This is a genomic window from Sphingobacterium siyangense, from assembly GCF_023277505.1.
Taxonomy (GTDB): Bacteria; Bacteroidota; Bacteroidia; order Sphingobacteriales; family Sphingobacteriaceae; genus Sphingobacterium; species Sphingobacterium siyangense.
Map to the genome: position 1 here is coordinate 6,115,080 of NZ_CP080574.1, position 25,573 is coordinate 6,140,652.

21 protein-coding genes and 4 tRNA genes are annotated in these 25,573 nt (G+C 40.0%); 8 read left to right on the top strand and 17 right to left on the bottom strand.

Annotated features, from left to right (window positions below; all coding sequences use genetic code 11):
* Window positions 1-213 precede the first annotated feature (213 nt).
* On the bottom strand, window positions 214-1,734 hold the full coding sequence (gltX, locus tag K2F45_RS25630) for a glutamate--tRNA ligase (protein ID WP_248932673.1): 1,521 nt from the start codon (window positions 1,732-1,734) through the stop codon (window positions 214-216).
* Window positions 1,735-1,855: 121 nt separating this feature from the next.
* Between gltX and K2F45_RS25635 the strand changes: the two genes are divergently transcribed.
* From K2F45_RS25635 to K2F45_RS25655, 5 genes are all read left to right on the top strand, one after another.
* Window positions 1,856-3,085 carry a sensor histidine kinase gene (locus K2F45_RS25635; RefSeq protein ID WP_075994471.1) on the top strand — a complete coding sequence of 410 codons (1,230 nt, stop codon included), beginning with the start codon at window positions 1,856-1,858 and terminating at the stop codon, window positions 3,083-3,085.
* Window positions 3,066-3,614, top strand: a complete 549-nt coding sequence (locus K2F45_RS25640) for a DinB family protein (protein WP_088163202.1) — start codon at window positions 3,066-3,068, stop codon at window positions 3,612-3,614. The genes K2F45_RS25635 and K2F45_RS25640 overlap by 20 nt, the downstream gene beginning before the upstream one ends.
* On the top strand, window positions 3,580-4,005 hold the full coding sequence (locus K2F45_RS25645) for a hotdog fold thioesterase (protein ID WP_046673622.1): 426 nt from the start codon (window positions 3,580-3,582) through the stop codon (window positions 4,003-4,005). Before K2F45_RS25640 ends, K2F45_RS25645 begins: the two co-directional genes overlap by 35 nt.
* Before the next feature lie 302 nt (window positions 4,006-4,307).
* On the top strand, window positions 4,308-5,600 hold the full coding sequence (gluP, locus tag K2F45_RS25650; RefSeq protein ID WP_075994474.1) for a glucose/galactose MFS transporter: 1,293 nt from the start codon (window positions 4,308-4,310) through the stop codon (window positions 5,598-5,600).
* Between the two features lie 238 nt (window positions 5,601-5,838).
* Complete coding sequence (locus K2F45_RS25655) at window positions 5,839-6,684, top strand: DUF2911 domain-containing protein (RefSeq protein WP_248932674.1); 846 nt, start codon at window positions 5,839-5,841, stop codon at window positions 6,682-6,684.
* Window positions 6,685-6,772: 88 nt separating this feature from the next.
* Here the strand turns inward: K2F45_RS25655 and cdaA are convergent, their stop codons facing one another.
* Entirely contained in the window at window positions 6,773-7,567 is a 795-nt protein-coding gene (gene cdaA / locus K2F45_RS25660; protein ID WP_046672648.1) for a diadenylate cyclase CdaA, read from the bottom strand.
* Between the two features lie 60 nt (window positions 7,568-7,627).
* Between cdaA and K2F45_RS25665 the strand changes: the two genes are divergently transcribed.
* Window positions 7,628-8,344 carry a pyridoxine 5'-phosphate synthase gene (locus K2F45_RS25665; protein WP_046672649.1) on the top strand — a complete coding sequence of 239 codons (717 nt, stop codon included), beginning with the start codon at window positions 7,628-7,630 and terminating at the stop codon, window positions 8,342-8,344.
* Between the two features lie 152 nt (window positions 8,345-8,496).
* Here the strand turns inward: K2F45_RS25665 and lepB are convergent, their stop codons facing one another.
* The 5 genes from lepB to K2F45_RS25690 all read right to left on the bottom strand — a co-directional run bounded on the left by lepB (window position 8,497) and on the right by K2F45_RS25690 (window position 13,470).
* Window positions 8,497-10,065 (bottom strand): signal peptidase I, encoded by a 1,569-nt coding sequence (gene lepB / locus K2F45_RS25670; RefSeq protein ID WP_248932675.1) that lies wholly within the window; start codon window positions 10,063-10,065, stop codon window positions 8,497-8,499.
* A 16-nt stretch (window positions 10,066-10,081) separates the two neighbouring features.
* On the bottom strand, window positions 10,082-10,825 hold the full coding sequence (gene dapB / locus K2F45_RS25675) for a 4-hydroxy-tetrahydrodipicolinate reductase (protein WP_075994478.1): 744 nt from the start codon (window positions 10,823-10,825) through the stop codon (window positions 10,082-10,084).
* 186 nt (window positions 10,826-11,011) lie between these two features.
* Window positions 11,012-11,734 carry a DUF5683 domain-containing protein gene (locus tag K2F45_RS25680; RefSeq protein ID WP_075994479.1) on the bottom strand — a complete coding sequence of 241 codons (723 nt, stop codon included), beginning with the start codon at window positions 11,732-11,734 and terminating at the stop codon, window positions 11,012-11,014.
* A 1-nt stretch (window position 11,735) separates the two neighbouring features.
* Complete coding sequence (locus K2F45_RS25685; RefSeq protein WP_075994480.1) at window positions 11,736-12,671, bottom strand: ParB/RepB/Spo0J family partition protein; 936 nt, start codon at window positions 12,669-12,671, stop codon at window positions 11,736-11,738.
* A 1-nt stretch (window position 12,672) separates the two neighbouring features.
* Window positions 12,673-13,470: a ParA family protein gene (locus K2F45_RS25690; RefSeq protein WP_070561294.1), complete on the bottom strand. Its 798-nt coding sequence runs from the start codon at window positions 13,468-13,470 to the stop codon at window positions 12,673-12,675.
* A gap of 227 nt (window positions 13,471-13,697) precedes the next feature.
* On the opposite strand from K2F45_RS25690, the gene K2F45_RS25695 reads away from it, so the two are divergent.
* Window positions 13,698-14,219, top strand: a complete 522-nt coding sequence (locus K2F45_RS25695) for an NADPH-dependent FMN reductase (protein WP_075994481.1) — start codon at window positions 13,698-13,700, stop codon at window positions 14,217-14,219.
* A 205-nt stretch (window positions 14,220-14,424) separates the two neighbouring features.
* Here K2F45_RS25695 and K2F45_RS25700 read toward each other — a convergent pair whose 3' ends face one another.
* Entirely contained in the window at window positions 14,425-17,370 is a 2,946-nt protein-coding gene (locus K2F45_RS25700) for a M16 family metallopeptidase (RefSeq protein ID WP_075994482.1), read from the bottom strand.
* A gap of 260 nt (window positions 17,371-17,630) precedes the next feature.
* Between K2F45_RS25700 and K2F45_RS25705 the strand changes: the two genes are divergently transcribed.
* Window positions 17,631-18,812: an acyloxyacyl hydrolase gene (locus K2F45_RS25705; RefSeq protein ID WP_083663773.1), complete on the top strand. Its 1,182-nt coding sequence runs from the start codon at window positions 17,631-17,633 to the stop codon at window positions 18,810-18,812.
* Window positions 18,813-18,931: 119 nt separating this feature from the next.
* Here the strand turns inward: K2F45_RS25705 and K2F45_RS25710 are convergent.
* The 9 genes from K2F45_RS25710 to K2F45_RS25750 form a co-directional block, all read right to left on the bottom strand.
* A tRNA-Val gene (locus K2F45_RS25710) sits at window positions 18,932-19,006 on the bottom strand.
* 34 nt (window positions 19,007-19,040) lie between these two features.
* Window positions 19,041-19,115: transfer RNA gene (locus K2F45_RS25715), tRNA-Val, on the bottom strand.
* Window positions 19,116-19,124: 9 nt separating this feature from the next.
* Window positions 19,125-19,202: transfer RNA gene (locus K2F45_RS25720), tRNA-Val, on the bottom strand.
* A 10-nt stretch (window positions 19,203-19,212) separates the two neighbouring features.
* A tRNA-Val gene (locus tag K2F45_RS25725) sits at window positions 19,213-19,290 on the bottom strand.
* 130 nt (window positions 19,291-19,420) lie between these two features.
* Window positions 19,421-21,490 carry a putative porin gene (locus K2F45_RS25730; RefSeq protein ID WP_248932676.1) on the bottom strand — a complete coding sequence of 690 codons (2,070 nt, stop codon included), beginning with the start codon at window positions 21,488-21,490 and terminating at the stop codon, window positions 19,421-19,423.
* Window positions 21,491-21,603: 113 nt separating this feature from the next.
* On the bottom strand, window positions 21,604-22,419 hold the full coding sequence (locus K2F45_RS25735) for a purine-nucleoside phosphorylase (RefSeq protein WP_075994483.1): 816 nt from the start codon (window positions 22,417-22,419) through the stop codon (window positions 21,604-21,606).
* Between the two features lie 119 nt (window positions 22,420-22,538).
* Complete coding sequence (locus tag K2F45_RS25740) at window positions 22,539-24,029, bottom strand: sodium:solute symporter (RefSeq protein WP_248932677.1); 1,491 nt, start codon at window positions 24,027-24,029, stop codon at window positions 22,539-22,541.
* Between the two features lie 39 nt (window positions 24,030-24,068).
* Window positions 24,069-24,881, bottom strand: coding sequence for an N-acetylmuramic acid 6-phosphate etherase (murQ, locus tag K2F45_RS25745; protein ID WP_075994485.1), 813 nt, complete (start codon window positions 24,879-24,881; stop codon window positions 24,069-24,071).
* A 22-nt stretch (window positions 24,882-24,903) separates the two neighbouring features.
* Window positions 24,904-25,539 carry a polysaccharide deacetylase family protein gene (locus K2F45_RS25750; protein ID WP_248932678.1) on the bottom strand — a complete coding sequence of 212 codons (636 nt, stop codon included), beginning with the start codon at window positions 25,537-25,539 and terminating at the stop codon, window positions 24,904-24,906.
* Window positions 25,540-25,573: the final 34 nt, after the last annotated feature.

The window sequence follows — 25,573 nt, forward strand, 5'->3', positions numbered from 1 at the left end:
TAAATCTCCTATATACAACTTTCATGCTTTCGCAAGCAGCAACAGCAATGAAAGCGAACCGAAGATTCTTTCGGCCTAATAAACCAAGTATCACGAGCTCATTGATGCCTTCATAAAAACAATACGCATCAATTAAACTGGTTCTTTCAAAAAAAGGGGCTGTTTGCAAATCAATGCAGACAACCCCTCTTTGGTATCTCGTACTTAATCTATTTAAGCATCAAATTCTTTAAGAGCTTTTTTCACACGTGCTATGACCTCGTTTTTACCGAGCAATTCAACAATCTGAAAGACATCTGGTCCAAATTTACCGCCTACCAACATAATCCGGAATGGCATCATCAGCTCACCCATTTTCATTCCCGATGCCTGAATCGCATCTTTGAAGAAAGGCTCCAATTCAGCAGCTTTCCACGTATCAAATCCTTCGAATGACTGGCTTATACCCTCAAAAAATGCTGTTTTTTCAGCAGTCCACTTAGGCTTCACAGCATTCAAATCATATTCCGCAGGTTGCAAAAAGAAGAAAGACGCCTGACTCCAAAAGTCCTCAACAAAAGTTAAACGCTCTTTCACAGCATCCAATACCCTGCTCACGTAAGCTTCATCGGCATCTACTTGATGATGTTCCAATACTGTTTTGATCTTTGGCAACAAGGATTCTGTCGACGAGCGTTTAATCCATTCATGGTTGAACCATTTTGCTTTTTCAAAATCAAATTTCGCACCGGCTTTACTGATACGGTCAACACCAAATTTCTGAATCAATTCATCTAAGGAGAAAAGCTCCTGTTCGGTGCCATCATTCCAACCTAACACGCCGAGCATATTGACAAAAGCCTCGGGTAAGAAGCCCATCTCACGGAATCCTTTTGTTGTATCGCCAGATTTAGCATCGGTCCAGTTCATAGCATAAACAGGGAATCCCAAACGATCACCGTCACGCTTGCTTAGTTTACCGTTTCCATCCGGTTTAAGGATCAATGGAAGGTGCGCCCAGCCTGGCATACTATCCCCCCAACCAAGGTATTCCCACAATAAGATGTGGATAGGTGCCGAAGGCAACCACTCTTCACCACGGAATACATGTGATATTTCCATGGCCTTATCATCTACAACAACAGCGAGGTGATAAGTCGGCATGCCATCTGCCTTAAGCAATACCTTATCATCGACAAGATTTGTATCAAAAGCAACCTTTCCACGGATCATATCAGTGAACGATACCGTTTCATCAGTTGGAATCTTTATACGGATGGTGTGCGGTGTGCCCGCATCCAATAATTGTTGAGTTTCAGCGGCAGACAAACTCAATGAATTACGTAATTGAAGTCTGTTCTCGTGACTATATCGAAAATTAGGCTGCAACTTACGCTGCTCATCCAGCTCCTCTGCTGTGTCAAAAGCATAGTAAGCATAACCATTCTCAATCAGCTGTTCAGCATATTTCCGGTAAGATGGTTTTCGCTCACTTTGACGGTAAGGTCCGTACTCGCCTCCTTTTAATGGGCTTTCATCTGGAGTCAAACCACACCATGCTAAGCATTCGTTGATATATTCCTCAGCACCTGGGACAAAACGAGTTTGGTCCGTATCCTCGACACGTAAAATAAAATCTCCCTGATGCTGACGCGCATAGAGAAAATTAAACAAAGCTGTACGTACCCCACCAAGGTGAAGACCACCTGTCGGGCTTGGTGCAAAACGCACTCTTACTTTTCTTTCTGAACTCATGCCGCAAAATTACCACAAAATTTTTGATTTGGGCGGCACGATAACCTCATCAATGAAATAAAAGTGCAGAAAACAGACATTTATTCAGTAATTTGCAAATGAAGGACACGAATACGGAATCATGAAACCCTATCAGATTAGCCAGCAACGCTGGAAATTTATCTTGCTTATCTTTGCAGCAGTCATTGCTGTCGCCTCCCTGGTTTACACCAATTACCTCGTTCGAAATCTTGCACATGCCGAACGTTCGAAGGCTGAGGTATGGGCCATGAGTACCAAAAATATCATGACCATGCCCGACGTTGATGATGAATTCATTACATTTATTTACGCCGTAAGAGACAGTCTAAATTTACCCGCAATTATTACTGACGACAAAGAAGACATTATTTTTTGGCGTAACCTCGATTCAACAAAGACAAATATTAAACCCGGACACAACGACAGTGTTACAAAGCATCTCGATTATGATCCCGTTTATTTTCAAAAACAGCTTGCGTTTATGAAGAAAAGCCATCCGCCTATTACGTTGGAATTGGAAAATGGGCAAAAATGGCATGTGTATTATAAAGATTCATGGTTTTTGCAACAGTTAAGGGTGTTTCCTTATGTACAACTATCGCTGATTGCCCTCTTTCTCATTATTGCTTATACCGTTTTCAATTCTATCCGGAAATCCGAACAAAATCTCGTTTGGGTAGGACTAACAAAAGAAGCCGCACATCAATTGGGTACCCCTATTTCGTCGTTGATGGGTTGGTTAGAATTGATTCGCATAAAATTTGATGCCGAAGAAGATGACACCCTAAATGAAATGGAAAATGACATTAAGCGACTTGAAATCGTTGCTGATCGCTTTTCGAAAATAGGATCTACTCCCGTGCTGACTAACCATAACCTGTATGATGTCATCAAAAATTACATGGATTATTTTCGCATACGAACCAGTAATAAAATTGCTTTCGAATTAAAAGGGGACACACATCTTGAAGCACAGCTTAATATTCCACTCTTTGATTGGATTATCGAAAATTTATTGAAAAACGGAGTAAATGCCATTGGTACAGAAGGAAAGATAACTGTTAATATTTCAGAAAATATTGCGAAAGAAGAAATTTTTATAGACATTAGTGATACGGGCAAAGGAATTCCGAGATCTAATTTTGAATCTGTTTTCCAGCCGGGGTTCACAACACGGAAAAGAGGTTGGGGGCTTGGCCTTAGTCTGACAAAAAGAATGGTGCGGTACCACCAGGGGCAAATTTTTGTAAAAGAATCTGAAGTAGGTAAAGGAACAACATTTCGAATAATCTTAAAAAGCAACTTAAAATATGAAGCCACTCAAATCTGACGAATATCCAGCGGTCTACGCGCCTTATATTGAGACTGTCGTCGATAACGTGTTCGATGCACTAGAAGAACAAACGCTCTCCTTTCCAGCATTTCTGGACACGATACCAGAGGAAAGAGGTAATTTTAAATACGCTGAAGATAAGTGGACAATCAAAGAAGTTGTTGGCCACGTCATCGATAACGAGCGTATCATGGCTTATCGGGCATTGCGTTTTTCACGTAATGACCTTAAAGAGCTCGCTGGATACGACCAAGACTACTTCATTCAGTATTCCCGTTACAACGATCGCACTTTAGAAAGCCTGAGTAAAGAATTTACTTTTCTTCGTAAAGCGAACATGATGCTTTTCAACAGTTTTAATGAGGTTGAATTGGAACGTAAAGGGATGGCATCTGAACGGCTAACAAGTGTAAAAGCACTCTTGTATGTCATTGCTGGTCACCTCAATCATCATCGCATCATTATTCAAGAACGTTATTTAAACTCAGACGATGTCAAAAATTTGGTTTCAGCATTACAGCATTGAGGAAATAAACGTATTTTTCAACAAATACCTATCGGGTCTGCTCGAGATTCAAGCGACAGAAATTGATGACAACTCCATCACGGCGACCATGCCGGTAACAGATAAAGTCAAGCAACCACATGGTATTTTACATGGCGGCGCTTCTGTCGTTCTGGCGGAGTCTTTGGGAAGTATCGCATCTAACCTCGTGGTTGATCCAGAAAAATACCGCGGAGTTGGACTTGAAGTAAACGCCAATCATATACGTCCGGTAAGTAGCGGCGTAATAACAGCAAAATGTAGCCCAATACACATTGGTCGATCCACACATATTTGGGAAATAAAAATGTACGATCGCTTCAACAAATTAAATTGTATCTCAAGACTTACAGTAGCTATCGTTCCAAAATAACGATAACTATACGACTCTTGCTAACTCGATTTATCACCTCGCTCCAATTACAATTCGACAATATTTATACGCAAAGAAGGATAAATTTCACAATTTATCCTTCTTTTTTTTGTCAATTAATTATCAAAATCCCCCAAAAATATGCCTTTATTTATTTCCGATATTCAAGAAATTTAAGTAGTCTTGTAGGATGGATACTTTAAAAATCAGTAATTATGAAGCGCAATCGTTTGTTCATTCCTTATTCCTACTGATTTACCAATCCTCGAACGATAACTTAACTAAATATAATAAAACAAAACATGACCACTAATCCTAACGTTGGTAAAACAGCTTTTCGCCCTATGGCCATCTGCTGTGGTTTATTTTTTATCCTCGGTTTTATTACCTGGGCAAACGGAACTCTAATTCCATTCTTAAAAATTGCTTGTAACCTCGAAACAGATTTGCAAGCTTTCTTCGTAACCTTTGCTTCCTATATTGCTTATTTTTTCCTAGCACTTCCCAGCTCAGTCATCATTAAAAAAATTGGTTTCCAAAATGGTTTAGTTGTCAGTCTTATTATATTAGGTTTAGGATCTTTGATCTTTATTCCTGCGGCAGATAATAGAAGCTACGGCCTATTTTTAACAGGAATCTTCATCCAAGGTTCAGGAATGGCATTATTACAAACAGCCGTTAACCCTTACTTAAGTATTATTGGTCCCATTGATAGCGCTGCACAACGTATTTCAATAGCTGGATTTTTCAATAAATCGGCTGGTATCATTGTACCTATCCTTTTTGGAACACTCTTTTTAAAAGATGCTCAAAAAGTAACAGCAAAATTAGAAGCAACAACGGATCTTGTCCAAAAGAATGCGATATTAGATGATCTTCTTCAACGCGTGCACACTCCATACATCTCTCTTGCAATTATATTCGTTGCCTTCGCAATATTCTTAAAGTTCACACACCTGCCTGAGGTCGATGTGGATGCCGAAGAAGAAACCAGCGCAGAAAGCGGAACTGTGGCAGCAAAGAAAACATCGATATTTCAATATCCACATTTGTTCTTGGGGGCTTTGGCAATTTTCTTCTGTGTGGCCGTCGAAGTTATGGCAGGCGATATCATTGGCGTCTATGCACGCGAACTGAAAGTTGATCCCTTCTTTACAACCTATGCAACAGCATTTACACTCGCTTGTATGTTGATCGGTTATATTATTGGTATTATTTCTATTCCGAGATTTGTATCACAACAAATGGCCCTGCGCATTTGCACAATCATTGGCATCACATTCACCATTATTTCTGTTTTTACGACTGGTACAACTTCATTTATATTCGTTGCCTTGTTAGGAATCGCTAACTCCCTCATGTGGCCAGCTATCTTCCCGCTAGGAATTAAAGGCCTCGGAAAGTTCACGAAAACAGGGTCAGCTATCATGATTATGGGTATTGCAGGTGGTGCTATATGGCCTTTGATCTACGGATTATTAAAAGATCATTTACATATTGATTTTCAACACGCATTCTTATATGCAATGATTCCGGGCTATCTATACATTATGTTTTTCTCTATAGTAGGCCATAAAGTTGGCAAAACGAATTAATGTAAATCAATCTTATATTTTAAGAAAAAAAGGCATCTAAAGATAGATGCCTTTTTTTCTTAAAATTCTTCCTATTTTTAGGAGATAGATGCTGTAAGAGCCATTAAATATTACAGCCATACTATAATCAGATTTTCTGTTTTTTCAACAGGAGAAATGGAAAGCATGATCAAATGCATATCAAGAGCATATTGAGCCACAAGATTAAGCATACAACAACAAACAAACAATAATACAGATGAAAAAGAATCTTTTTGCAATTGCCATTGCCGCAACAATGATTTTTACGGCCAACGAATCTTTTGCTCAGTTAAAACTACCTGCAGCAAGTAGCTCACAGACAGTTACACAAGGATTAGGTATTGAAAACGTAACCCTTAATTACAGCAGACCTAGCATGAACGGTCGTAAGATTTTTGGTGATCTTGTTCCTTACAACGAAGTATGGCGTACAGGTGCAAATACAAATACCACATTAACCTTTGAAGGGGATGTTGAGCTGAATGGACATAAGCTCTCCGCCGGAACCTATGCTCTTTTCACGATCCCGAACAAATCAGAGTGGACCATCATCATCAGTAAAAACACAAAACAATGGGGCGCCTATACCTATAAACAAAGTGAAGATGCTTTACGCTTCAATGTGAAACCTCATACCCTGGCAAATCCAGTAGAAACTTTCAGCATTTCTTTCGACAATGTTACGCCTACAGGTGCTGTATTGAGTTTGGCTTGGGAAAAAACGTCAGTAAAGGTTGATCTCAAAGTCAATCAACAGGCTAAAATATTAGCCTCCATCGACGAAGCTATGAAGGGCGAGAAAAAACCTTATTTTGCCGCAGCCCAATATTACTTCAGTAATAACTTAGATCTAAATAAAGCGCTAAACTGGTATGACGAAGCCGCCAAAGCTCAACCCAAAGCTGCTCACGTCCTTTATTGGAAAGCAAAAGCTCAATTAAAAGCTGGAGATAAAAAAGGTGCAATAGAAACTGCAACGAAAGGTCTTGAAGTTGCCACAGCAGATAAAAATAGTGAATACATCAAATTGAACACCCAAGTTATCAACGCTGCAAAGAAATAGGTATTTATAGCTAAAAATGCCCCCAGAAAGTATCTCACTTTTTGGGGGCATTGCATTTAAAGCCTTTTTTATAACTCGGCCTTTAGTTTTATAGCTCGTCTTTTAGCAATTGCTCAAGTTCTTCTGGTGAAACGTTCATATTGACATTTCCGTCTTTCGCAAAAGAGATCTCTCCGGTCTCTTCAGAGACAATAACAGCAATCGCATCCGAGATTTCCGTCACCCCAATAGCAGCGCGATGGCGTAGTCCGAATTGCAGCGGCAAATCCTCACTATCCGACAATGGTAGCACACAAGATGCTGTCATAATCTTAAAATCAACAATAACGACTGCTCCATCATGCAAAGGACTATTTTTATGAAAGATACTTTCAATCAGGCGCTTCGATATATGGGCATCGATATACTCACCACTGCTCTGATAATACTCCTCATCAAAATATTTTGAAAAAACCAATAAAGCACCTGTCCGTGTACGCGACATGCTTCTACAAGCTTCAATAACCGGTTTTAAGTCTTCCGTCAAATCCTTTTGTATAGCTTTCTTATTCCCGATAAATGACCAAAAAACTTTTTTCCGTTTCATGGATATGTTCTTTCCAACGTGCAGTAAGAATCGCCTGATTTCCTGTTGGAACACGACAATCAATGCGATGGACCCTACAGATATAAAACCGCCGAATATCTCGGTCAGTAAACGCATGTGCATCTGCTTAACGACTATATAAACACCATAAAACAGTGCTACACCAATCAGGATATTAACAGCAATGGTCCCTCTAATCAAACTATAGATATAGTAGATAATAATCGCTACCAATATGATATCAATAACGTCCAATAGGCGAAAGCCGCTAAACAGGCTATAGTCGATTCCATCCATATATGCAAGTTAAAAAAAAATAGATATTATTTGTATTTTTACAACATAACATACAGGAAAATGACTAGACTTTCAGTAAATATCAATAAAATCGCAACGCTCAGAAATTCCAGAGGTGGCAATAATCCTAATCTAGTATCTGCGGCATTAGCCTGTGAACGTTTTGGAGCACAGGGTATCACTGTCCACCCGAGACCTGATGAAAGACATATTCGATATCAGGATGTCTTTGACTTAAAAGCAGAAATCCAGACCGAACTCAATATTGAAGGAAATTGCCAGGAACAGAAATTTATTGACCTTGTATTGGCCAATAAACCAGCACAAGTAACCTTAGTGCCAGATACCGAAGGACAATTGACCTCGAATCATGGCTGGGATACCATTAAGAACAAAGCCTACCTACAAGATATGTGCAAATTGTTCAAAGATGCAGGTATACGTGTTTCTATTTTTGTTGATCCGGTTGAAGAAATGGTAGAGGCTGCGGCAGAAACAGGAACAGATCGCATTGAACTTTACACAGAAGGTTTTGCCACGGAATATGGCTTCGACAAGGAACTCGCTATAAAACCGTATTTCAAAGCTGCATTAAAAGCACGTGAAGTCGGTTTAGGTCTAAATGCGGGCCATGACTTAGATCTCAACAATTTGCAATATTTCAACCAACATATCCCTGAACTCCTAGAAGTAAGTATAGGCCATGCCCTCATCTCTGATGCGCTATACCTAGGACTCGAAGAAACCATCAAACGTTATCTGGCTTGTTTAAAATAATAGCATGTTCTGCGAAGAGCGCTAACTTTATAAATGAGCTTATTGTAATCTAGCGAATTGCACAAAAATGCATAAATAGAAAAGGGCTTTCGTGTAAGAAAGCCCTTTTTATTACCCCAAAAATAGCGGTACTATTGCTGAACTTGCAATTATTAATGAATTCCTTTAAAGATACGGTTCCAACGAATTTTCGAAAGTCCGGTACCAATGTCATCCCAGCTCATCCAAGTAAATAAAGCCTTTCCGACAACATGATCTTCGGGAACAAATCCCCAGCCCCTTGAATCCAAAGAATTATGGCGATTATCACCCATCATCCAAAAGTAATCCATTTTAAACGTATAATGGTCTGCTTTCACATCATTGATATAGATCCCATCCGAACGTTTTTCTAACTTGTTATTCTCGTAAACACGGATAGCTCTTTCATAAATGGGCAGAGTCTGTGCATTTAATGCCACTGTCCATCCTTTCTTCGGGATTAAAATCGGTCCAAAATTATCAAAATTCCATTTGTATTGTGGATCATACGGATAAGCTCCTTCTCCAACAGGATTTCTTCTGATTTCTTTGACATTCGACCAAGATTTTACAATGGCCAGTTCATCTTTTGTCATGAACAACTGATAAACACCAGGCTGCTGATCGCTACCGACCGCTTCTATTCTCAACTCCCGTAACCTATCCATATTTAATGGGGTACCATCCGTTAATACGAGATAGTCCAATTGGCTTTCTGGAGGATCAAATCCTGGTTGATCGTTCACAAAGAGTTTGGCATCTTTCATGAAAATTTTATCGCCAGGCAATCCAACACAGCGTTTAATATAGTTCTCCCTCTTATCGATAGGTCTTGCCTGGATTGTAAACTGAGAATTGATAGTCTGCCAACCATAAACTCGAACAAGATCATAATAACTTGAATTTTGGTTTTCAAGCGCAACAGTGTCACCCGCAGGAAAATTGAAAACAACGACATCATTACGTTCAATTTTTTGAAATCCTGGCAAACGTTTATAAGGAAGCTCAATCAATTCAGAATACGCTTTTCCGCCAGTGATGGGCATCGTATGATGCGCAAAAGGAAAGGCAATCGGCGTATTAGGAACACGGGGGCCATAATTTAACTTGCTCACAAATAAGAAATCCCCGATCAACAAGGTACGCTCCATAGATCCTGTTGGAATCATATAAGCTTCGATCAGGAAGCCACGAATAAGCGATGCCGCTACGGTTGCAAATACAATGGCATCTGCCCATTCGCGTACCATCGATTTCTTGTACGGATATTTAATTTTATAGTCTTTATAAGATTCAAGTGCAATTTCGGCACGCTTCTCTTCAGTCAATTCAAGACCTTCTTGGCTTGCAGCCTTTAAATTCTTAGCATATAAGCCATTCAAAAAACGTACGTTATTGTCCTTTGCCCACATTGGCAAAACAATAAAAGGCACTAAAACTGCAGCAGCATTCTCCCAAAAACGGCGTTTTCCAAAACAATGGATAAAGTCAAGGTAAAGATTATAGAAAACAAAGACATTGACAATCGGTACGAGCAATAAAACTACCCACCATGTAGGTCTTCCTGTCAATTTCGCCTGAATATACTGGCTATAAAAAGGTACGATTGCTTCCCAGCCATTTCTGCCCGCTTTAACAAACAATTGCCACAGTCCATATCCCGATATTGCTGTTAAAACCGCAAATATAATTAAGCCCATAATCTACTTATTAATACTATTTATTAAAATCAAAAATTTCAGTAACCTGATAGAAACCTTTTTTGCCATTCAACCATTCAGCAGCAACTACAGCTCCTAAGGCAAATCCATCGCGGCTATGTGCGGTATGCTTAAACTCTATTTGGTCAACCTCAGAACTATAAAGTACCGTATGTGTTCCCGGAACCTCTTCGATACGATGACTTTCAATTAAAAGCTCCTGTGGTTTTGGAATAATTTCATCCTGATCACCAATAACAGTATTCACCCAGTTGGTTTTCACATCGCTATTATCCAATATCCCCTCAGCAATCGTAATTGCTGTACCACTCGGTGCATCCAGTTTGTGAATGTGATGTATCTCCTCTACCTGGACATCATATTGTTTGTACGGCTGTAGGGCCTTCGCCAACATTCTATTGATATGGAAGAATACATTCACTCCGATGGAAAAGTTAGATCCATACAAAATGGAACCATCAGCCTCCAAACACTTCGCCTTAACTTCCTCCAGTTGATCATACCAACCGGTTGTTCCGACGACAATAGGTACACCTGCCTCAAGGCAAAGATTCATATTATCCAGTGCCGCGAAAGGTACACTAAAGTCTATTGCGACATCAGCCCCTTTGATATCATCAGCAGTCAGGTTAGGACGATTATGTTCATCGACAACTAAAAAAATTTGATGGCCTCTTTTCAGTGCGTATCTTTCGATAATCTGCCCCATTTTGCCATATCCCAAGAGAATGATGTTCATATATTTAGAAAAAAAAGTATAGTTTATTTTTAAAATTAAAAAATTCCAATGAAATACCCATGTTTAAAAACCACAAACATCAATCTGAACGAGCAGTGTATATGCAATATTCACTAAAAGACAAATTAGATAACCCCTGATCAACAATCATTTCCAATCGAAATATCCACCTTAGGAATACGGAAGTTAATTGAATTTCATGGTCAATTTAAGTCCTACAGTAGGTTTCAATGAATAAGTTCCCGACGCGAGACTCGCATCCATTAAAGTAGGTCCAATTAAGAAAGCAGTCTTTTTGGGTTTATCGTCGCCAATGCTCCAGCGATATTTAAGCATCGAGTCAATATAAGCCTCTGCGACATTCAGGCCATAAACACCTAACGTAAGCAGCACCATGAGGTCTCGATTTCGCCGCGCATTATCTTTTGCTCGGATGATAGATTGGTCTGAGATTCCGATGTAATAAGGATCAATAGGCTTACCAAGAGCTTTGTCCTGTAACACCCCCAGTAATTCCTTATAATAACGGTTATTAAAATCAAAAACAAGTACGGTTGTTATTAAGCCGCCATAGATTGCAGGCACTTTTATCCACCAAACGCCACCGTTGGTATATTGTCCCCAGCCTGGAAGGACCAAAGAACGTTTCCAAGCCTGTTTATTTTTTGCTTCAATAGCCAAGCGTGTCGAATCCTTGAATACAACCTTCTCTTTCGCCTTAGCCTCCTCCTTCTCCCGTTTTTTACGTTCCTTCCGAGATTCCTTCTTTACGGTATCCTGTACCGATTTTTGCTTTATGCTATCTATTTTGACGGGTGTTATTTGTTTCTTAGGAATTGTATCCACAGTCTGTCCATGTACCACCGACAGTGTAAACACCGCAAATATCAAGCTTATTAACTTGGCCATATTACCAATCTAACAATTCAAGAATGCGACTTAAATCATCTTCCGATTCAAAAGGGATCTCAATTGCTCCTTTTCCTTTTGTGCTCTTCAGATTCAATTTGACGCGAGAAGAAAATTTCGAAGCCAGATCATCTTCAATCTTCTGCAATTGAAAAGACATCGGAGCTTTATCTTTCCCGGCTTTTTTCTTACCGCCTTTTTGTAACTCACGAACCAACTCCTCCGCCTTACGAACGGATAAACCTTGATCAATAATCAACTTAAAGATATAAAGCTGTTTATCAACCTCAGGAATATTAATCAAGGCACGAGCATGTCCCATGGTCAATGCTCCATCACGTATTGCCGCTTGAATGACAGGTGGGAGTTTTAATAAACGGAGATAATTTGTAACAGTAGAACGGTTTTTACTGACTCGCTCCCCCAATTCTTCCTGTTTTAGATTACATTCCTCAATCATGCGCTGAAAGCTCAAGGCTACTTCAATCGCATTTAGGTTCTCCCGCTGAATATTCTCAATCAGGGCCATTTCCAGCATCTGCTGGTCGTTGGCGGTACGGATATACGCTGGGATTTCGGTAATACCGGCCAAGCGAGAAGCGCGGAGACGTCGCTCCCCGGAGATCAACTGATAATTACCGTCCGAAATTTTACGTACGGTAATCGGCTGAATTAATCCTTGTAAAATAATTGATTCCGATAACTCCTGTAAGGCAACCGGATCAAATTCCGTACGCGGCTGAAAAGGGTTGACAGATATTTCTTCTACACGAACATGGCTGATACTGCCATTCTCTTTTGTTGTTTTTACAGCAGTTGATGTAACTAGAGGAGCCTCTTCCACTTGCTGATTACTTTTAGCAGGAACTTCTACACTATCGTTTAATAGCGCACCTAAACCTCTTCCCAGTCCTGTTTTACGCTGATGTGCTGCCATATTATGCGGTTACTGTTTTATTCATTTCATTAAGATGCCCGTTTTTCTGTAAAATCTCGCGTGCCAAATTCAAATAATTAATTGCCCCTTTGCAGGACGCATCATGCATGATAACAGAAATTCCAAAGCTTGGAGCTTCGCTCAAACGGGTATTTCGCTGAATAATCGTATCAAAAACTAAATCTGTGAAATGTGTTTTTACTTCCTCGACCACCTGATTTGACAATCTTAAACGAACATCATACATGGTCAACAAAATTCCTTCGATCTCCAAACTTGTATTTAAACGGTTTTGAACGATTTTAATTGTGTTCAACAACTTACCAAGTCCTTCTAGCGCAAAGTATTCGCACTGTACCGGAATGATGACTGAGTCTGAAGCAGATAGTGCATTGATTGTAATTAAGCCTAAGGAAGGCGAACAATCGATGATAATAAAATCATAATCCTGTTTCACCTGATCCAAGATCTTTTTCATCTTGTACTCCCTTTCGTGCATATTGATCATCTCAATTTCTGCCCCAACCAAATCAATATGAGCGGGTAAAAGATCCAAATTTGGTGTTTCTGTTGATTGAATCGCCTCACGAGGATCCAAATCATTTACCAAACATTCGTATACACTTGCGCTGATTGTACGAGGGTCAAAGCCAATCCCAGAAGTAGAGTTTGCTTGGGGATCTGCATCGACCAACAATGTTTTATATTCTAAAACCGCCAAACTAGCCGCCAAATTAATTGACGTTGTGGTTTTTCCGACCCCACCCTTTTGATTTGCGATTGCAATTACTTTTCCCATCTTGAATGAAAACCTTTCTTAATTAAAATGTCTTTTTATACTACATTTCACTTTTTTGAAGATCAATTTGCCAAATTTTTTATCCGTAATTCAAATTAACAAAACAAATTCAGCATATTTCGTACTTTTGATTGATCGAAAGCACATATCCTCAGGATGCTAAGATACAAAAAATCAAGATATGTATCCACTTTGAAACTGCGCTTTTTATAAGTATCAACAACACAATGATTTTAATAATATCCGGAACAAACCGTCCCAATAGTAAGACGTTAAAAATAGCAAAGTGCTACCAGCAATTACTTGACCGTAAGTCAATTGAAAGTGACATCTTTTCGTTGGAAGATCTACCAGCAAACATTTTAGAAACAGATCTTTATGGCAAAAGAAGTACAGCATTTGAACCTATCCAAGAAAAGATCAGTAAAGCGGAGCTGTTTATTTTTATCGCACCAGAATACAACGGAAGTATACCAGGAGCACTCAAGCTTTTTATCGATTGCTGCACTTTTCCGATCAGCTTTTATCACAAGAAAGTTGCATTGGTCGGACTATCTTCGGGACGCTATGGCAACCTCCGCGGCATCGATCATCTGACCGGCATATGCCACTACTTAAGAATGCACGTGCTTCCCCTCAAGATCTTTCTACCCAATGTTCAGAACGAACTGAATGATGAAGGGCAGTTATTCAAAGAAGATACGCTGCAATTTATCAACGAACAGATTGAGGAGATTATCCGGTTTTAATATGCTAGTTTTAGTAGCCATGATAGCGAATTCACCCTAAAACTAATCCTACTCACGAACAGTGAAACAAGGATTCCGTAGCGTGAACAAGCATAAAAAAAACAAAGGGCATCACAAAACCTTATACAAAAAAAGCCTCCGGCAAACACCGGAGGCTTCTTAATTTCATACGCTAATCTAATTCTTAAGACAAGCAATCCGATATCTAGTAGCCGAAGATCTCTTTAAGATCCAGCTTTTTAACCTCGCCCAGTTTCGCAAGATCTTCTGGCTTAAGACTTTCTTCCTTCGCTACAATACAGTAAACGTACGGCTTTTGACTCATTTCTTTCTTGTGGAAAGTATTTAGGTCGCCATAGGTTAATTTTGGCGCTTGCTCATAGACAACTTTACGAATATCAGTTGCATTTCCCAAACGCTGTGCAGCCAGATAACTACCTAAGATAGAAGCATTCAACACACGTTCACTGGCAATTGATTTTTGCAGACTTACTTTCGCAATATCCAGCCCCTTAGCACTTTCAGGCAGCACATCCAGCAACTCATTCATGCCTTTAATCGCGTCGTTAAATTTATCAGCCTGCGTTCCTACATAGGCTCCGACCGTATAGTGATTTTCCTTTTTATAAGGCTGTCCGTAATAAGCATAAGTTGAATAAGCCAATGCTTTTGATTCACGGATAGTCTGGAAGACAATACTTCCCATTCCGCCACCAAAGTAATTATTGAACAATGAAACAGTTGGTGTTAAGGCACTGTTGTATACTCCTGAACTTCTATACCAAAACACTTCAGCCTGCTTCATATCGAAATTAGCAAAAAGGACCTGGTTCTTGCTTGTTGGCAATTCTGCAAATACGACCGCCTTTTTTGCCTGAACATATTCTCCAGCACCTTGTTTCAACGGCTTCGCTTTCGCTACAAATTCCGAGGCAGTTAACGGTCCAAAATAAAGCATCGTATGTTTCATATTAGCCAAATCGTGCAATGCCTTCACCAAATCCTCCGCTTTTAAAGCATCCAATTCCGCATCTGTAAACACATTATTAAACGGATTTTTAGCGCCGTATTTAGCATAAGATTTTAGGCCTTCCATGATCGCGCCCTTGTTTTCTTTCGCATTTGCTCTCGCTTTTTTAAGACGGGCAATATACATTTTGAAAGCCTCCTGATCAGCAACACAATTACGCAACAAATCCTGAATCAAGTTCAATGTAGCCGTAAAGTTGGAATTCAAACCTGAAATCGACACCATGGTTTCCTCATTTCCTGCAGACACCGAAAAATCAGAAGCCAATTGATAGAAATCCTTGCTGAATTGCTCACTGGATTTGTCTTTTGTACCCAAAAACTCAAGATAGCCCGCAGCCAATGAAAGTAACTTATTGCTCCATTTTCCACCATCAAAACGATAAGACAGCGAAAACAGCTCATTATCTGAGTTCTTTACAGCAAGTACTGGTAAACCGTTCGCTGTAGCTTTCTGAATATCTTTATTATAATCGACCCATACCGGTTGGATTTTATCCTCTGGCATTGCTTCAACCTGCTTCAAGAACTCAGACTGATCGTCGCGATTGACCGTTACAGGAGTAATCTCAGGTTTAACAACTTTAACAACATTATTATCAACGCCCTTACGCTTATAAACAACGACGTAATTATTATCGTTCAAATATTTGTTAGCAAAATCCACCACATCTTGCTTGGTGATTTTATTCAATTCATCCGAATATCCCACAACAGACGCCCAATCCTGACCCGAAGTAAAGGCATCCATCAATGATTCAGCCCGGTCACCATAACTTTCGTTCTGTTTAATTTCGTCTTTCTTCGCGTTGTTGACAATGGCTGTTATCAAATCATCCGAGAATTCACCTTTTCTCAATTTTGCCAATTCTTGCAACAGCAGCTGTTGCACCTCTTCCAAGCTCTGTCCCTGACCAGGATTACCCTGCAACAGGAGCAAAGAGTAGTCTTTTAACACATAAGGAAAAGCACCTGCACCTAATAATTTTTGATTCTTCACCAAATCCAGATCAATCAGACCAGCAGAACCATTTGTCAAGATCTGACTCATCAAATTGAGCATACGGGCATCCTTTGTCGCAGCGCCAGGAAAACGGAATCCCATTAACATAAATTCAGCATCCGGACCTTTCACCTCGCGGACAACAGGAGTTAAAATTGGTTTCTCCGCATCAAAAGTATAGGCCGGAACTTCTTTCGCCTGCATAAAAGCAAAAGTCTTATCCACCTTTTTCACCACCTCGGTAGGATCAAAATCCCCCGACATAATAACCCCCATATTATTAGGGACATAATAGGTATGAAAATATTCACGAATCGCTTTCAAAGACGGATTTTTAAGGTGCTCTACCGTACCAATTGTCGTCTGCTTTCCGTAATTATTATTGGGAAACGCTGCTGAAAACATCGACTCTACAGCCTTACGATTATCTTTATCCAAGCTGATATTTTTCTCTTCATACACAGCTTCCAGCTCAGTATGGAACAGACGCAATACCGGATATCTAAATCGTTCTGCCTGTACAGCAAGGTACTTATCCATTACATTACTAGGAATTTGCTCCTGATAAACAGTCTGCTCAAACGAAGTGAAAGCATTGGTACCTTCCGCTCCCATTGATGCCATCAATTTATCATACTCATTCGCAATGGCATATTTCGCAGCTTCTCCAGATACTTTATCGATTTCCTTATAGATTGCTTTCCGTTCGGTTTCGTCTGTTGTACCATTGTATTTCTCATAGAGCGCATCAATCTGATCTAACAAAGGTTTCTCCTTTGCCCAGTCTTTAGAGCCAAATTTATCCGTTCCTTTGAACAACATATGCTCGAGGTAATGGGCCAAACCGGTGTGATCTTTCGGATCTGTTTTACTCCCCGCTTTTGTTGCAATGTAAGTTTGAATACGTGGTTCTTTTTTGGTCGGGCTCAAAATCACAGTTAAGCCATTTTTTAGCTTATAAAACCGTGAATGTGTAGGATCGTTGGTTACGTACTTGTAGGTGTACCCCCCCTCAGATGCTTCTTTCCAATCAAATTTGGTGTTTTGGGCAAACAAAGCACACCCTGCTGTTGTTAGTGCAAACGTAACAGCAGTAATTCTAAATAGGTTTTTAATCATATTTCCTTTTTCTTTTCACCTCAAACTTAGATAAATTGCTTTTTATATGCAATACAATTAAAGACATAAACAATAATTATTTACCCATTTGACATCCTGATGGTTAAGCCGCCCAATTTCTCTCACCACCAACCGACAAGATGTGGCTGAAAAATGGCATTTTTTACGACTAGATTTCGCTACTGTTTAAATACTATTGTTACAATGATATATCATTCTTATTTTTGCAAAAATTTTAAAAAACGCTAACGTTTTATTTCATGAGATCAAGAATACTTGCTTTTGTGACCCTGGCACTACTCTCCTTTCGTGCCACAGCACAGGTCACACCCCGAATAGAGAATCCGAAAGACACTTTACAAAGCCGTACCCCAGCCAAGACGAGACTTATATTTCAACTTGAACATGAAAGCGGGGGCGAACTCAAATTCAATGAGCGCTCCAAAGAAACCCTTGCTGACTCATACTATAGTGGACTAAATTTCAGAGTCGGTTTTCAAACTCAGTTTCAAGACTCATTAAAGAGCATTTACAATGAAATATACAACTATCCGATATACGGCATCGGAATCTACAGTAGTACTTTTGGTCAGGAACACCTCGGACGACCTTTCGCGGCCTATGGCTTTGTCGCCATTCCCATTAGACCAAAAGTAAACTCGAGATGGAATTTCAACTATCGGATTGCACTCGGTCTCTCTGGCAGATTCAACCCCTATAATGAAGAAGACAATCCTTTCAACCTACTTATTGGCAGCAAAAACAATGTATTTATTGATCTTGGACTTCAGGCCAACTACCGTCTAAATAAAAACTTCCAGGTAGGGGCCGGCGCAGCCTTTCATCACTTCAGCAATGGAGCCCTGGCATTACCGAACACCGGGATAAACCTCGTCCCCTTGAGCCTATCTGTTTCGTATACACCAACAAACAAACCTTTTGATTACAGAAAAACAAGTATTCCACAACTGGAGAAAACAGAGGAACTCCATTTCAACTATGCCTTTGGCTTCAAACAGATTGACCGCGAACACGATGGCCAATATTTTAAATCTACATTAGGCGCATACTACAGCAGGCATTTCGGCTACAAATGGCGGCTTGGCGCTGGCTTCGATGCATTTTATTCAGCTAGCGGAAACGATGAGAAGGTTGCCGGCGATAAAGCCGGGAAATTCTCCGCCCTATTTTCTTACGGCCCAGCATTCTACATTGATCATGTGTTAAATTCACGTCTATACATCAACGGAAATGTAGGAGTCTACCTTCATCGCAACGAATTCAATGGCGAAAGCATGCCCGTGTATTTAAGAGCAGGTGTACGTTATAAAGTATACAAAGATTTCTTTGCCGGTGTTTCCATTAAAGCCCATGGCGGTAAAGCTGATTTTATTGAATGGACGACAGGTTACGGAATTAAACTAGGTAAGAAACGGAAATAGTAAGAAAATAAACACGAGAGATTCCCGAGACAGATTGAATACCGGATCGGGGACTTTCAAATTTACAGCGCATTCAGCCCATAAAAAAAAGCGTTCATGAAGAACGCTTTTTTTTATCGTGGGGATTACTGGGTTCGAACCAGTGACCCCTACCTTGTCGAGGTAGTGCTCTAAACCAGCTGAGCTAAACCCCCTAACGAAAAAAAAGCACCATTTGATGATGCTTTGTGGAGGCTACAGGATTCGAACCTGTGACCCTCTGCTTGTAAGGCAGATGCTCTGAACCAGCTGAGCTAAGCCTCCGTTTTGGATTGGTGGAGAATACTGGATTCGAACCAGTGACCCTCTGCTTGTAAGGCAGATGCTCTGAACCAGCTGAGCTAATTCTCCGACTTTTGTATGGTGGAGGCTACAGGATTCGAACCTGTGACCCTCTGCTTGTAAGGCAGATGCTCTGAACCAGCTGAGCTAAGCCTCCATACTTTTTTAAAGAACGCCGTTCCCTAATTGCGTGTGCAAATATAGCTTAAAAATTCTATTCTCAAAATTATTTTATAAGATTTTATGCCTTTAATATCACAACAAGCTAAGAAACACCGAAATAATTTTTAATCATAGAACTTCCAAGAAATACCAAACCTAAAATTAGCACTATTCATCGGATAACGTCTGACTGTATAGTAACCATGCGGATAAAAGTTCTGATTTAAAAAATTATAACTCAAAAACATATTTACACGTTGTATATTCGCTGTAATCCATAAATCCATGATCGGATATGTCGAAAACTCAATCTGTTTGTAAGCATTGTAAAACTGTCCTGTCCCAATCGAATAATTCGGATTGGCATAGGGTGTGTTGAACTTTGCGTCCAGACCGATACTATAATCAATAACTTTATAAAACAGGTTACTGTAATACAAACTATGCCAGGTATACAGCTCCGGAACAGCCAGTGTGTTCTGTTGATCTGTCTTTTGATAGACCACAAGATTATCGAAGGTAAAATGGTTTAATTTAAATTTTTGTCCAACGGTTACCTTTAACAAATTAGCTTTATCCAATTGTGCAGGAACAATCCATTTATCTTTCTTCGGATCGTTCTGTGGATTCGACAACTCTTCGAAATAGGTATAATTGTTCATCAGAAAATACTCCACCTTGCCATGGAAACCAAGCATCGGATTGGCATATTGAAAACCCAGATTCTGAATTTTCGTCTTTTTAAGATCTAAATCATTCCATTTTCCGTAGGTATAATTCAAATTCTCGAAAACCATCTCCGGGGATTTGTTCTGTGAATAAGCTGACAACGTCACCTTTCCGATTTTATCCCCCATCGAGATATCCGCTTTAGCCTCATACAAGAAATCTCCAAAGTTGTGGCCAAATAAGATTTGATTCGCTTTTAAACTAAAATCAAGTCGATCTGAAAACTTATACCCTAATTCACCTTTCACGATCCCGTTCTGATAAAAACGATCAAATGTCGTGCTATCCGGTAGTTTCTTTAGCGGCTGTGGATAAGCTGAAGTATTGTTATAATACCGCATGGAGTCCAACTGATTCTGCTCCACCCAGTTCATGTCGTGCTGAAAAGCCAAATTCAACTTTGCCTCATTCTTAAAGACCGACTTCCCTCTGAGAAAAAAGTTATATTCAAATTCATTTGAAACATTCGTGATCAGCGTCTTATCATTGTTTAGCGCCAATGCCCTATTATTGTATGGCAAAGCTGCATTTTGGTCATCCATGTTCTTGAAGAAACTATAAGTCTGCCTTCGGATGCGGGTATTATGTGCCATGCTATTCGTTGGACGAATCTCCATCGTAGGCTTACCTTTATCGATCGTATCCAATCGTCCCAAATAAAGTGACTGTCTCAGAAAAAATGAATTATCCCACCATTTAGACCGAGGTATATTTGTATTACTCGCATCATAGAATTTTGGTATAAACCGGTCCGGCGATTGTCTATTTCCAGGCGCAAATGGAAGATCTTCCGTAATAGAACCATTCTCCATGGCATCCAAACGATTAAATACCGCATTAATTAACAAATTATAGCGGTTATTTTTCGATTCATACCAAGAAGCAACTGAAGCCTTTAAATCTGAATAATTCTGTCCAAGGTAAAACCCATCCGTTTTGGTGGAATGGAAATCGACATTCATATTCCATTGGGAATTGATATTCTGGGCCACCCGAGCCCTAAAAACCTGATCATTAAAAAAGAATCCTACCGCAGACAATTCGGAGTACCTCGCACGGGCCCTAAAATATTGGACCGAATCGGGGTTCAATAAATAACGTTCCAATGCTGTAAAACCAGACTGAAAGCCAATGGTCTTTTTAGGCTGGAACAATAGATCCCGTGTGGCAAGCCCATAGGCTCCAAGGTTCACACTGGGATTCCAGGGTAAATTCTGCGGATTATAATATTGATAATTATGATGTGACGTATCAATCTGCCGTGTATAAGTGCCTTTTTTTAGCATATCCAATGTTGCATATCGGATATACTTTGCAGACAGGATAACAGAATCCTTCTTTCCATCCTCCTTGGCTCTCGCCGAATCCAATGCACTGCTCCAATCCTCTTTGCTCTGCGCAATGACATCCACGGAATAAATAAATAAAACACACCATGCGGCAAGTATGCGTACGATCAACTTCATCTAAAATTATATAAAAACCAAAAAAGCTAAATTCACCTGAATGAACCAATTACACTTCACCCCACACAAATCCAACAACCTTCTCCCTCACCGGTGTTACATGAAGATGCAATTTATTGCAAAGCTATTAATTCTTTCAAAATTAATGTCATTTTAGGTTCCGCTTTCTCCGCAACAGTGACAATTTCCTGCAACGACACAGGTTTAAGTTGTTCATGAAAGCCCTCATCCGTAACAACAGAAATAGCAAATACCGGAAGAGCCATATGATTAGCGACAATAACCTCAGGAACGGTACTCATGCCCACTACATCGCCACCAATAAGCCGCATATAGCGATACTCAGCTTTTGTCTCCAAATTTGGACCTGCAGAAGAAACATAAACAACTTTTCGCGCAGCAATAGCATGTTTGGCTGCAATTTCAAGAGCCTGCTCGATCATCTTTCGGTTATAAGGCTCACTCATATCCGGAAATCGTGGTCCAAACTCAGCCAAATTTTGTCCACGAAGCGGATTATCCGGCAATAAATTGATATGATCTTCAATAATTCCAAGGTCACCTTTTTTCACATCAGGATTCAGGGATCCCGCAGCGTTGGAAACAAACAATTTCTGCACCCCCAAAACCTTCATGATCCGGATCGGAAATGTAATCTGCTGCATATCATAACCTTCATAGTAATGCAACCTTCCCTGCATAGCGACCACATTGCGTCCGCTCAACTTTCCAAAAATAAGCTTACCAGAATGAAATTCAACAGTTGAAATAGGGAAATTAGGTATATTGGAATACATCAGCTGATACTCGACTTCAATTTCATCAACCAACTTACCTAAACCAGTACCTAGGATGATACCGAATTCTGGAGCAAAATCTCCAATTTTTCTACGGATAAATTCCGTAGTCTCATTTATGCTATGATACATACGTACAGAAAAACTAAGTATATCAAACTTAACTTAATTTTTCTGTACGTACAAATCAAAATCAATACTTGTATTTACATCTTCTCACCAATGGAGAAACTTTTTATAACTGAAATGCATTAATTGTGGGCCAATGCTTTTTCACTTGCTTTACCTGGAGAACTGATCAAAAGCATTACAAACGTGAGAAAACCATTTATAATGATCAAATCCAATCCGATAACATACGGTGTATACACCTCAATAACATAGGTTTTAAGCAAAAATAATACGGTAGGCGAAAGCACACAGATATAAGGCACAGCATTATCCCGCACGGCATATTTTGTGAATATCCCAAAAACAAATAAACCCAGTAAAGGTCCGTACGTATAACTCGCTGCCGTAAAGATTGCATTGACGACCGAATCATCGTTGATCAGCTTAAAGACCAGAATAACCAACAACATCACAATGGAAAAGCCAAAATGGACATAGTTACGCTGTTTGATCAAAGCTGGATCATTGGGGTTTTCTTTTTTATTGAAGTTTAAAAAGTCTACGCAGAAAGATGTCGTCAGGGCAGTTAGCGCACTATCTGTCGTTGCAAAAGTAGCCGCCGTAAGTCCCATCATAAAGATGATTGCAGGAACAATAGCCAAGTGGTTTAATGCAATTTCTGGATACAAATAGTCGCGTGTTGCCAGTTGAGTGACATCAATCCCGTTTTTAGCCGCATAGATATACAGCAAAGCACCGACAGCTAAAAAGAAAATATTAATGACCACAAAAACACTTGTAAACGTAATCATGTTCTTTTGGGCTTCTTTAATGGTCCCCATCGATAAGTTCTTTTGCATCAGATCCTGATCAAGCCCCGTCATTGCAATGGTCACAAAAATCCCTCCCAAGAATTGTTTCCAAAAATTTGCTTTACTGCCAACAAAATCATCCCAGAAAAAGATCTTGGAGTAACTACTTTCTTTCACAGCTTCGAAAGTATCCACAATACCAAAATCTAATCCTTTTGCCATAAAATAAATGGAAAGAATGACTGCAGTCACTAAAAAGGTAGTCTGTAGGGTATCTGTCACAATGATCGTCTTTAAACCGCCCTTATTTGTATACATCCAGATCAATACCAAACATATAACGACCGTAATCGCGAAAGGCACATTCCAGGCATCAAAAATAAAATGCTGCAATACGATTGCCACCAAATAAAGACGAAATGCCGAACCGATCGTACGGGAAACCAAAAAAATAGCAGCACCTGTTTTGTACGTGGTATGCCCAAAACGTTCTTCCAAATAGGTATAGATGGAAGTCAAGTTCATTCTATAATAGAGCGGAAGCAATACATAGGCAATAATGACAAAACCAACGGCATTCCCAAGAACAAATTGAAAATAGCTAAATTCAGACGCACCTACTGCGCCGGGAACCGAAATAAAAGTCACGCCGGAGAGCGCGGTACCGATCATCCCAAAGGCGACCATATACCATTTAGAGTTCCGGTTTGCGACAAAAAAAGTAGAGTTATCGGAAGCCCCCTTCGAGGTGAAGTGAGCTACAGCAAGCAGAACTGCAAAATAGATTATTATAAAAGATAATAATATTACTGGTGACATAGTTTGTTTTTAAAATAGGTGATTTTTAGTAGGTTATACTCAATGGGCAGCCTGATAAGCTTCAATTGCCTGTCTTACATTACCAAATTGTTCAAGTAAAGCCGCAGCCTCTTCTTCCAGCGCCCCGGTTTGATCCATAATGATACGTACACCACGACCGACCAGCTTATGGTTTGACAATTGCATATCGACCATCTTATTCCCTTTTACCCTGCCCAATTGGATCATCACTGCAGTACTGAACATATTTAACACAAGTTTCTGTGCTGTACCTGACTTCATCCGCGTAGACCCCGTAACGAATTCCGGTCCAACAATAACTTCAACCGGATACTGCGCTACTTCAGCAATCGGAGAACCGCCATTACAGACAATACATCCCGTAACAAGTCCCTTCTCATTTGCGGTTTTTAATCCGCCAATAACATAAGGTGTGGTTCCAGAGGCCGCAATACCGATAACAACATCGTTTTCATCAATATCATAGGCTTCCATATCTTTCCAGGCTTGCTCCAGATCATCTTCTGCAAATTCGACTGCTTTTCGAATTGCAGTATCACCACCAGCAATCAGTCCAATGATCCATTCAAATGGAACGCCGTAAGTCGGAGGTAATTCTGACGCATCCAACACGCCCAAACGACCACTTGTACCAGCGCCGATATAAAAAGTTCGACCACCAGCCTTCATTTTCTCCACAGTCACTTTGACCAATGCTTCAATCTGAGGGATAGCCTGCTCTACAGCAAGTGGCACAGATTTATCCTCATTATTGATATTTGTCAATAACTCATGCACAGACATCTTGTCTAAATCCTGATAATTCGAATCTTTCTCCGTTGTATTTACCATTATTAGTATATATTGTATTTCTTTATTTCAATAAATCGGGCACATCCACAAGTTGATACCCTTTTCCCTTTAATATGCTAATGATATCATCCAAATGATGATACAGTTTATCTTTCCGCCGATCATCGGTTCCCATATGAATCAATATCAGAAATCCATTGAGCCCATACCGAGCTTCGTAAGACCAGAGATTGTCGAGAATCGCTGTCGACGATACATAACGAGTCCCCATTTCAGGATAGGTATAATCAGCCGCAGTCCGTATTCCCGGCGTATAATTAACCGAATGTAGACCTACTGCTTTTGCCCAATCGACCGTTTCACTATTATACCACTCGTATGAAGGAATATAATAGGACAAATTCCCGATGTCAATACCCCCACTTTCCAATGCTTTCAGATTTGCCTTTAGATCCGCGACAAAAGAGTTACGTTTCACCAAAAGCAGGTCCCTACTCCCCCAGTCACTCACCAGAAGATGTTTATCCGAATGCCCCGAAATCCAATGACCATCGTTTATCATCTGATGGACATAGGATTTAAAACCCGGTGTTCTGAGATAATCTCCTGTCAGGAAAAAAGAACCTTTAACGCCGTTACGTTTTAGACTTGCCAACACCTCTCCTGTACCTTCAGATAAATCATGACCTGTAAACATCAAAGCTACCTGCCGTTTTGTCGAGTCGCCCCGG

What these genes read in the sequence shown, in the direction of transcription:
- gluP (WP_075994474.1), top strand. Translation starts at nt 4,308, where the DNA reads ATGACCACTAATCCTAACGTTGGTAAAACAGCTTTTCGCCCTATGGCC.
- K2F45_RS25735 (WP_075994483.1), bottom strand. Translation starts at nt 22,419, where the DNA reads ATGTATCATAGCATAAATGAGACTACGGAATTTATCCGTAGAAAAATT.
- K2F45_RS25750 (WP_248932678.1), bottom strand. Translation starts at nt 25,539, where the DNA reads ATGTTTACAGGTCATGATTTATCTGAAGGTACAGGAGAGGTGTTGGCA.
- dapB (WP_075994478.1), bottom strand. Translation starts at nt 10,825, where the DNA reads ATGAACATCATTCTCTTGGGATATGGCAAAATGGGGCAGATTATCGAA.
- murQ (WP_075994485.1), bottom strand. Translation starts at nt 24,881, where the DNA reads ATGGTAAATACAACGGAGAAAGATTCGAATTATCAGGATTTAGACAAG.
- lepB (WP_248932675.1), bottom strand. Translation starts at nt 10,065, where the DNA reads ATGGGCTTAATTATATTTGCGGTTTTAACAGCAATATCGGGATATGGA.
- K2F45_RS25685 (WP_075994480.1), bottom strand. Translation starts at nt 12,671, where the DNA reads ATGGCAGCACATCAGCGTAAAACAGGACTGGGAAGAGGTTTAGGTGCG.
- K2F45_RS25740 (WP_248932677.1), bottom strand. Translation starts at nt 24,029, where the DNA reads ATGTCACCAGTAATATTATTATCTTTTATAATAATCTATTTTGCAGTT.
- cdaA (WP_046672648.1), bottom strand. Translation starts at nt 7,567, where the DNA reads ATGGATGGAATCGACTATAGCCTGTTTAGCGGCTTTCGCCTATTGGAC.
- gltX (WP_248932673.1), bottom strand. Translation starts at nt 1,734, where the DNA reads ATGAGTTCAGAAAGAAAAGTAAGAGTGCGTTTTGCACCAAGCCCGACA.
- K2F45_RS25695 (WP_075994481.1), top strand. Translation starts at nt 13,698, where the DNA reads ATGATTTTAATAATATCCGGAACAAACCGTCCCAATAGTAAGACGTTA.
- K2F45_RS25665 (WP_046672649.1), top strand. Translation starts at nt 7,628, where the DNA reads ATGACTAGACTTTCAGTAAATATCAATAAAATCGCAACGCTCAGAAAT.
- K2F45_RS25690 (WP_070561294.1), bottom strand. Translation starts at nt 13,470, where the DNA reads ATGGGAAAAGTAATTGCAATCGCAAATCAAAAGGGTGGGGTCGGAAAA.
- K2F45_RS25730 (WP_248932676.1), bottom strand. Translation starts at nt 21,490, where the DNA reads ATGAAGTTGATCGTACGCATACTTGCCGCATGGTGTGTTTTATTTATT.
- K2F45_RS25700 (WP_075994482.1), bottom strand. Translation starts at nt 17,370, where the DNA reads ATGATTAAAAACCTATTTAGAATTACTGCTGTTACGTTTGCACTAACA.
- K2F45_RS25680 (WP_075994479.1), bottom strand. Translation starts at nt 11,734, where the DNA reads ATGGCCAAGTTAATAAGCTTGATATTTGCGGTGTTTACACTGTCGGTG.
- K2F45_RS25645 (WP_046673622.1), top strand. Translation starts at nt 3,580, where the DNA reads ATGTCAAAAATTTGGTTTCAGCATTACAGCATTGAGGAAATAAACGTA.
- K2F45_RS25635 (WP_075994471.1), top strand. Translation starts at nt 1,856, where the DNA reads ATGAAACCCTATCAGATTAGCCAGCAACGCTGGAAATTTATCTTGCTT.
- K2F45_RS25640 (WP_088163202.1), top strand. Translation starts at nt 3,066, where the DNA reads ATGAAGCCACTCAAATCTGACGAATATCCAGCGGTCTACGCGCCTTAT.
- K2F45_RS25655 (WP_248932674.1), top strand. Translation starts at nt 5,839, where the DNA reads ATGAAAAAGAATCTTTTTGCAATTGCCATTGCCGCAACAATGATTTTT.
- K2F45_RS25705 (WP_083663773.1), top strand. Translation starts at nt 17,631, where the DNA reads ATGAGATCAAGAATACTTGCTTTTGTGACCCTGGCACTACTCTCCTTT.